Genomic DNA, 6,893 nt, shown 5'->3' on the forward strand with positions numbered 1-6,893 from the left:
GGCGGCGCGGTCGGCGGCGTGGTCGGCGGCGCGGTCGGCGGCGCGGTTGGCGGCGGGGTTGGCGGTTGCCGACACCACGGCGGCTTTGCAGGTCTCGGCGGGCGATCTCGTCCGGCGTATGTGCGCGCAGGTGGAAGCGTGAACGCTGATCGGACCGCGCGGGCGGGGATCCACGCCGATGCCTGGGCGCACGCCCGGACTTACTCGCGCTCGACGATCACGCGCCGTGACCGCCCGCTTGACGCCGCGCCGATCGCGCCGATGAGCGCCGACGTCGACCAGCCCAGCCGCATCGGCGTCATGGGGTGGACGACGGTCATTCTGGTCGGCGCGATCTTCTGGTGCGCCGTCTTCTGCTGGGCGCTGTCGTGATGGACCGCCGCCGCTTCGCCTCGACCGACCTGGACCGCGTCGAGGAGACGATCCGCCGCATCGGCAGGAACGTAATGATCGCCATCTCCCCGACCACCGAGACGCTCGGGGGCGAGGTGTGGCGCATCAGCTGCGGCCCTGCCGGCCAGGATGGCTATGGCGAGGGTCATGACTTGGCATCCGCCATCGCCGACCTGGGCGTTCCTGCGGGTGAGGCGGCATGATCCCGCGCGTCGACACCCGGGCACGCCGCCGCAATAGCGGGCGCGCTGCGGAGGCGCGCAGCTTCTCCGGCCACCTGAAGTGGCTGCGCGGTCGCCCGTGCGCCTGCGCCGCGCGCCACGCCGCGGACTGCTCCGGCAAGATCGAGGCGGCCCACGTCGACCGCGCAGGGGGCAAGGGCGTCTCGCTCAAGGTGGCGGACTATCACGCGGTCCCGCTCTGCGCCGGCCACCATGCGGAATATCACCGGGGCGCGGCGACCTTCGAGGCCGCCTCCGGGCTCGACCTCGTCGCGGTCGCCGAGCGGTACGCCGCCGCATCGCCACACCGCGCCGCCTGGGAGCACCTTCGATGAGCGGGCCGCGCGAGGGCGTCGATCCCGACATCGAACAGGCGATCGAGGACATGCTCCCGATCGTCCCCGAGCTTCGCCAGGCAAAGGCGCAGCTGGACCGGCTCGGGCCATCGGGCGACCTCAACAAGGTGGCCGTTGCCAGAGCGCACCTGGGCGGCATGCGGTCCGACATCACGACACGGGCCGAGCGGATCGGCACGACGCTCGACGGGCTGCTGGTGATCCTCGACGTCGAGCATGGCCTGCGCTTCCAGCTGAAGCGCCAGCCGGCTCGGCACGTCGTCGAGAGCGTCCTCGCCGACAAGCTCGCGAAGCGGCTGCCGCGCCTGCACAGCGCCGCGGATGCCCATGCCGTCGCCGATATCGCGGTTGCTACCGCCGAGCTTCGCGCGCGCCGCACGAAGTACGCCGGGGCGAAGGATCTGGAGACCGCCAGGCCGGCCCTCGCCGCCGCGAAGGCCGAACTGGCCGAGGCCGAGCGCCGCGTGAACGCCGCGCGCGAGGCGCTGCGCGCGTTCCGGGGCGCCGAGCGGACGGAGGTGGCCTGATGCCCGCCCTCGACCCCGACACGACGCCCGTCGGGCGCCAGCCGGCCGCGTACCTCGTCACCCCGTCGAAGTCTCAGCCATGGATCGGGGGCGTCATCGGCGCCGCGATCGTCGCCGGCGTCGTGGTGGGCGGCGAGCGGTACACCGCGCAGCAGCAGGCCGAGGGCAGGCGCCGGGGCGTCGATCTGATCGACGGCCCCAGCCTGCTGGTCAAGCGCCAGGCGACCGCCGAAGAGATGTGGTGGCCGGCCGCGACGCTGCCGCCCGTCTTCGCTTTCGAGTGCCCGGTCATCGGCAAGCGCGGCGACCGGATCACCATCATCGCCCCGAACGGCGACGGAAAGCTCGTCCAAGCCGACGGCTGGGCTCACCGGCCGTACCGCAAGCCGCGCGATGTGTGGGGAGCAGCGGCATGATCGCCCTCGCAAAGGACCACTCGCGATGACTAATGGTGAAATGCTGCCACAGCCGTCCGCATGGGCGGCACAGCTCGCCATGACGGCAACGCCCGCCGACTTCCCGACCGACAGCTACAGCTTGGCGCTGTGGCTTGATCGTGCGCGCGCCCCCACCGACCGTGACGATAGGTATGCGCGGGACACTGTGGCATTCGTCCAAGAGTGGATGATGAGCGGCGATCACGAGCCCGATCAATGGCACCGTGACTTTGCCGCAGCCATTGATGAGCGTGTCCGCGCCCTCGCCGATCGCCAGCCCGACCAGCGGGGCGGGGAGGTGCCTTGGCATGGCGACCGTCCCGGACACGTTTGCGAAACCATCGCGGCTTATTGGGCCGAATGGGAGGAGAACCGTGCCGGTCGCGGCATTTATTCGGCTGATGAGTTAGCTGAGGATGCCGGAGAGTTTGCGACGGGCTTGTTTGATACCCTCGCCGCCGCCCCGCGCCCCGCCAAGCAGACGGGGGAGGGCGATCATGGCGACTAGCGCCGTCGATCTGTCGCGCGCCCGCTGGTCCCGGCTGCTGTCCGAGGATGATGCCGCCGCGTATCTTTCGCTCGGCAGCACGATGTTCCGCGGGCTCGGCATCAAGGCCAAGCGCATCGGCCGGCGCGTGCTGTGGGATATCCGCGACCTCGATGCGTGGGTCGACCGCATGGATGACCAGCCGATCGAGGAGACCGACCGCGCCCGCGAGAGCGCAGACGAGGAGGCGCGCTTCTTCGCGAGGCGCCGCGGCAATGCCCGGACCTGAGCTCCGCTACACCTACCGTGCCAAGGGCAGGTATTGGCGCTTCCGGCACAAGCTGACGGGCGACGTGCCGCTGCCCCTCGTCAAGGGCCTGCACTGGTCGAGGCAGCCCGAGCGTGCCGCGTTCATGGAGCGGTACGCTGAGCTGCTGGCGGTCGTGGAGAGCCGGGGCACGGTCAAGCCGGTCTCGCGCGCGAGCTTCGCCTGGCTGGTCGAGGAATACCGGGGGAGCAGCGAGTTCGGCGAGCTCGCGGATGCGACCCAGCTCGACTATGGCCGGACCCTCGACCTGATCGCCGACGAGCTGGGCGAGGTGCGCTTCGCCGTCGCCACCCGCAATATCCTCAAGGCGGTGCGAGATAGCCACGCCGCCACCGTCCGCAAGGCGCACAAGATCAAGCAGATGCTCTCGCGGCTCTACAGCTGGGCCGACGAGAATGACCTCGTCCCGGCCGGCTTCAATCCCGCCAAGTCGATCAAGCGGCTGAAGCGGAAAGGCGGCGACCGGGAGATCGTCGTCTGGTCGGACGCCGAGGCGGACCTGTTCCTCGCGACCGCGCCGGCGCACCTCGTCACGCCCGTCCTGGTCGCGCTCTACACCGGCCAGCGCCGGGAGGATGTCGCGCGCATGACCTGGCAGCAGTATCAGGGCGACGTCATCCGGGTGCGGCAGTCGAAGACGACCGCGCTGCTGGACATCGCCTGTCATACGGCGCTGCGGCGCCACCTCGACGCGCTCCCGCGCACGGCCGTCGTGATTTGCACGACCGTCGATGCGAAAGCGTTCACCGCCCAGGGACTGTCCGAGGCGCTGCGCCGCGCCGTTGAGAAGACGCCCGGCCTGCCGCGGAACAGGTCGATGCACGGGCTCCGCTACGCCGCCGGATCGCGGATGGAGGAGGCCGGCTGCACCGTCGCGGAGATCGAGTCCGTGCTCGGGCACCAGACGTTCAAAATGGCGTTGAAATATGCGTCGCAGCGGCTCCGCGCGAAGGCCGCGATGGCCAAGATGGAGGCCGCCGAAAGTGCGTGAGCCAGTCCTCGCACGAGTTCGCACTACCGCCCGCGACTCGGCGGATTTCCGTGGGGAGAACGAATGGTGAAAATAGCGAACAATGGCGGATTTCTGCGGGGTGTGCGTGGATTTGCAGTCCTCTGCGTAACCACTCCGCCATCGGGCCGCGATGCGCTGGAAGGCGCGGCTGATGGGCGGTTTCGGACGACCGGTCAACTGTTCGCGGGATCGGCCCGTCCATTTCAAGGGGACGGGAGAACCTTATGGCGCGATATTGCGTTTCCATGACACCGAGGTAACCCGGGAAAACAGGCGCGTGCAAAGCGCCGCGAGAGGATCGTCGATGCCACAGCAGGACCTGCCGATCAGTGAGTCTTCGAAGTTTCTGACCCCGGCCGGCGGCATGGTCCTGTCGGTGGCCGTCAGCGGTCTTCTCTGGAGCGGGGTGGCCGTCGTCGTCCACCTCGCAGGCGGCCTGTAGCGCCGGTTTTTCCTGCGGCGTCCGGCGTCCGGCCTCGCAGGGGCAAGTGACGGCTTGCATCGTGTCGTTCCCGCGATAAGACAGCGTGTGAGAAGTGTGTTGCTTCGCTAAAACAGTTGTGCGACAGGGAACCATGAGCGGGACGATGTACGGTCTGGATGCGGCGGAACCGCATCGCTTCGATGCGATGCGGCAGGCGATGGTCACGGGTCAGCTGCGCACGACGGCGGTCGACGACGCCCGCCTGGTGGCGGCCTTCGCGAAGGTCCAGCGCCAGGCCTTCGTTCCGCAGGGCGTCCGCGAGATCGCCTATCGCGACACGCCCGTGCCGCTGGGTCGGGGCCGCTCGCTCAACGCCCCGATGGCGACCGGGCGGCTGCTGAACCAGGCGTTCCTCCATCCCGCCGACAGGGTGCTGCTGATCGGTGCCGCGACGGGATATGCGGCCACCGTGCTCGCGCTTCTCGTTCGGGAGGTGGTCGCGGTTGAATCGGACCCGACGCTCGCGGCCGCCGCCCGCGCGAACCTTTCCGGAACGCCATCCGTATCGGTCATCGAGGGACCGCTGGAGGCGGGGCATGCGCCCGGGGCGCCCTATGACGCGCTGGTGATCGACGGCGCGGTCGGGCATGTGCCGGCCGCGCTCTTCGAGCAACTGGGCATCGGCGGCCGGCTGACGACGGGCCTGGTGGATCGCGGCGTGACCCGGCTCGCATCGGGCCGGCGGAGCGACAGCGGATTCGGGCTGACGGCTTTCGCCGATGCCGAGTGCGTGGTCCTGCCGGGCTTCACCAGCCCCGCCGCCTTCACATTCTGATCCGATGACGCGACCCTTGCGTTTCATCGCCGGGCTGTCGGCCGGCGCCGTGCTGCTGGCTGCGCCGGTCGCGGCCGACACGCTCGGCGACGCGCTGCTGAAGGCGTATCGGACGAGCCCGACGCTGACGGCGGCGCAGGCGGCGCAGCGCGCGACGGACGAGGGCGTGCCGATCGCCCGTGCCGCCGGCCTGCCGTCGGTCGGCGTCAACGGCGGATACGTGCAGAACGCCTTCGGCACCAGCAACTCGCTCGCCTCGCCCGAGCGGCAGGCGACCGGACAGACGGCGCTCACGATACCCGTCTATACCGGCGGGCTGGTCCGCAGCACGGTGCTGGCGGCGCAGACGCGGGTCGAGGCGGGGCAGATCGGCCTTCGCAGCACGGAGAGCACGCTCTTCACCGCTGTCGTCGCCGCGTACATGGACGCGATCCGCGACGAGGCGATCGTCGGCCTGAACCAGCAGAACGTCCATGTGCTCGACGTCAACCTCCAGGCGACGCGGGACCGGTTCCAGGTCGGCGACCTGACGCGAACCGACGTCGCCCAGTCCGAGGCGCGCCTCAGCCTGGCGCGCGCGCAGTTCCAGTCGGTGCAGGCGAACCTCATCGCCAGCCGCGAGAACTACATCCGCGTCGTGGGCTCGCCACCGGGCGCGCTCCAGCCGCCGCCGTTGCTGCCGCGCCTTCCCGACACGCCCGACGCGGCGGTAGAGGTGGCGCTGAAGCAGAACCCGACGCTGCTCGCCTTCCAGAAGCAGCGCGACGCCACCGCCTTCGACGTCGATGCCGCGCGCCAGCGCCGGCTGCCGCGGGTGAGCGCGGTGTTCGGGGGCAACTACTACAACTATCTCGGGTCGCTGGGTGTCGGGACCGGCGTCCGCGTGGGGCAGGATGCGCTGTCCGGCACCATCGGGGCGACGGTGAACCTGCCGATCTTCTCGGGCGGCGCGGTCTCGGCCGGCATCCGCCAGGCCCAGGCGCAGCGCACCGCCGCGGTCGAGCAGGCGACCGACGCGGAGCGCGGCGTGATCGCGACGACGCGCGCCGCCTATGCGGTGTGGCGCTCGTCGGAGCAGGTCATCCAGTCCGCGCAGCAGGCGGTGAACGCGAACAAGCTGTCGCTGGAGGGCGTGCGGGCGGAGAACAGCGTCGGCAGCCGCACGATCCTCGACATACTGAACGCGGAACAGGAACTGCTGAACAGCCAGGTGACGCTCGTCACCGCCCAGCGCGACGCCTATGTGGCGGGCTTCGCGCTGCTGGCGGCGATGGGTCAGGCGCAGGCGGGCGATCTTGGGCTGGGCGGCGGCCCGCTGTACGACCCCGTCGCGCACTACCTGAGCGTTAGGCGCCGCGTGTTCGGGGTCGGCGACGATACCGACCGCGTGACGGCGACGAGCACCGCCTCGACCCCCGCGCAGAACGCGGAACTGACCAAGCCGCTGGACCCGGCGCTGGACACGCCCGTTGACAGCAACCCGCATCTGACGACAGGTGAGCACGCGCCTGGCCGCTGACCGACGCGGCTAGGGACCGGGCCGGCTGTCGGGCCGGGCGGCGATGGGGGACGCGATGGGGGATTTGAGCAGCGAGCCGTCGATGGAGGACATCCTCTCGTCGATAAAGCGCATCATCGCCGAGGAAGGCGAGGCGGCGCCGGGACGTGGTCGCCGCGCGGGCCGCGCCGCGCCGCCGATCCCGAACGGGGATGAGGTGCTCGAACTGAACGATCCCATGCCGGATCCCCAGTCGCAGCCCCAAGCCCAGCCCCAGCCCCAAGCCCAGCCCCAGCCCAGATCGCAAGCCTCGGTGCAGCAGCGCCCCGCAGACGCGATCCGCGCCGAACCGGTGCGACCGGTCGACCGCAGCCC

Annotated in this window: 11 protein-coding genes and 1 pseudogene; all 12 read left to right on the forward strand. The window is 70.4% G+C overall.

Features of this window, described 5'->3' with window-relative positions; genetic code table 11:
- Positions 1–138 precede the first annotated feature (138 nt).
- A complete protein-coding gene (locus HUV01_RS10135) occupies positions 139–372 on the forward strand; it encodes a hypothetical protein (protein WP_174298148.1) in 234 nt (77 codons plus the stop codon).
- Entirely contained in the window at positions 342–596 is a 255-nt protein-coding gene (locus HUV01_RS10140; RefSeq protein WP_174298149.1) for a hypothetical protein, read from the forward strand. Before HUV01_RS10135 ends, HUV01_RS10140 begins: the two co-directional genes overlap by 31 nt.
- Entirely contained in the window at positions 593–949 is a 357-nt protein-coding gene (locus tag HUV01_RS10145) for a DUF968 domain-containing protein (RefSeq protein ID WP_174298150.1), read from the forward strand. The genes HUV01_RS10140 and HUV01_RS10145 overlap by 4 nt, the downstream gene beginning before the upstream one ends.
- Entirely contained in the window at positions 946–1,497 is a 552-nt protein-coding gene (locus tag HUV01_RS10150; protein ID WP_174298151.1) for a hypothetical protein, read from the forward strand. The genes HUV01_RS10145 and HUV01_RS10150 overlap by 4 nt, the downstream gene beginning before the upstream one ends.
- A complete protein-coding gene (locus HUV01_RS10155) occupies positions 1,497–1,913 on the forward strand; it encodes a hypothetical protein (RefSeq protein ID WP_174298152.1) in 417 nt (138 codons plus the stop codon). Before HUV01_RS10150 ends, HUV01_RS10155 begins: the two co-directional genes overlap by 1 nt.
- 25 nt (positions 1,914–1,938) lie before the next feature.
- Positions 1,939–2,442, forward strand: coding sequence for a hypothetical protein (locus HUV01_RS10160; RefSeq protein WP_174298153.1), 504 nt, complete (start codon positions 1,939–1,941; stop codon positions 2,440–2,442).
- Positions 2,432–2,710, forward strand: a complete 279-nt coding sequence (locus HUV01_RS10165; protein WP_174298154.1) for a hypothetical protein — start codon at positions 2,432–2,434, stop codon at positions 2,708–2,710. Before HUV01_RS10160 ends, HUV01_RS10165 begins: the two co-directional genes overlap by 11 nt.
- On the forward strand, positions 2,697–3,740 hold the full coding sequence (locus HUV01_RS10170; RefSeq protein WP_174298155.1) for a tyrosine-type recombinase/integrase: 1,044 nt from the start codon (positions 2,697–2,699) through the stop codon (positions 3,738–3,740). Before HUV01_RS10165 ends, HUV01_RS10170 begins: the two co-directional genes overlap by 14 nt.
- Before the next feature lie 151 nt (positions 3,741–3,891).
- Positions 3,892–4,203: a hypothetical protein gene (locus HUV01_RS10175; protein ID WP_174298156.1), complete on the forward strand. Its 312-nt coding sequence runs from the start codon at positions 3,892–3,894 to the stop codon at positions 4,201–4,203.
- A gap of 133 nt (positions 4,204–4,336) precedes the next feature.
- The gene (locus HUV01_RS10180) at positions 4,337–5,020 is read left to right on the forward strand and encodes a protein-L-isoaspartate O-methyltransferase family protein (protein ID WP_174298157.1); all 684 of its coding nucleotides are present in this window, start codon (positions 4,337–4,339) and stop codon (positions 5,018–5,020) included.
- Positions 5,021–5,024: 4 nt separating this feature from the next.
- The gene (locus HUV01_RS10185; RefSeq protein ID WP_174298158.1) at positions 5,025–6,539 is read left to right on the forward strand and encodes a TolC family outer membrane protein; all 1,515 of its coding nucleotides are present in this window, start codon (positions 5,025–5,027) and stop codon (positions 6,537–6,539) included.
- Positions 6,540–6,621: 82 nt separating this feature from the next.
- Positions 6,622–6,893: pseudogene (locus HUV01_RS15200) on the forward strand (DUF2497 domain-containing protein); the annotation flags it as partial.

This window comes from Sphingomonas bacterium (assembly GCF_903643035.1).
Taxonomy (GTDB): domain Bacteria; phylum Pseudomonadota; class Alphaproteobacteria; order Sphingomonadales; family Sphingomonadaceae; genus Sphingomonas.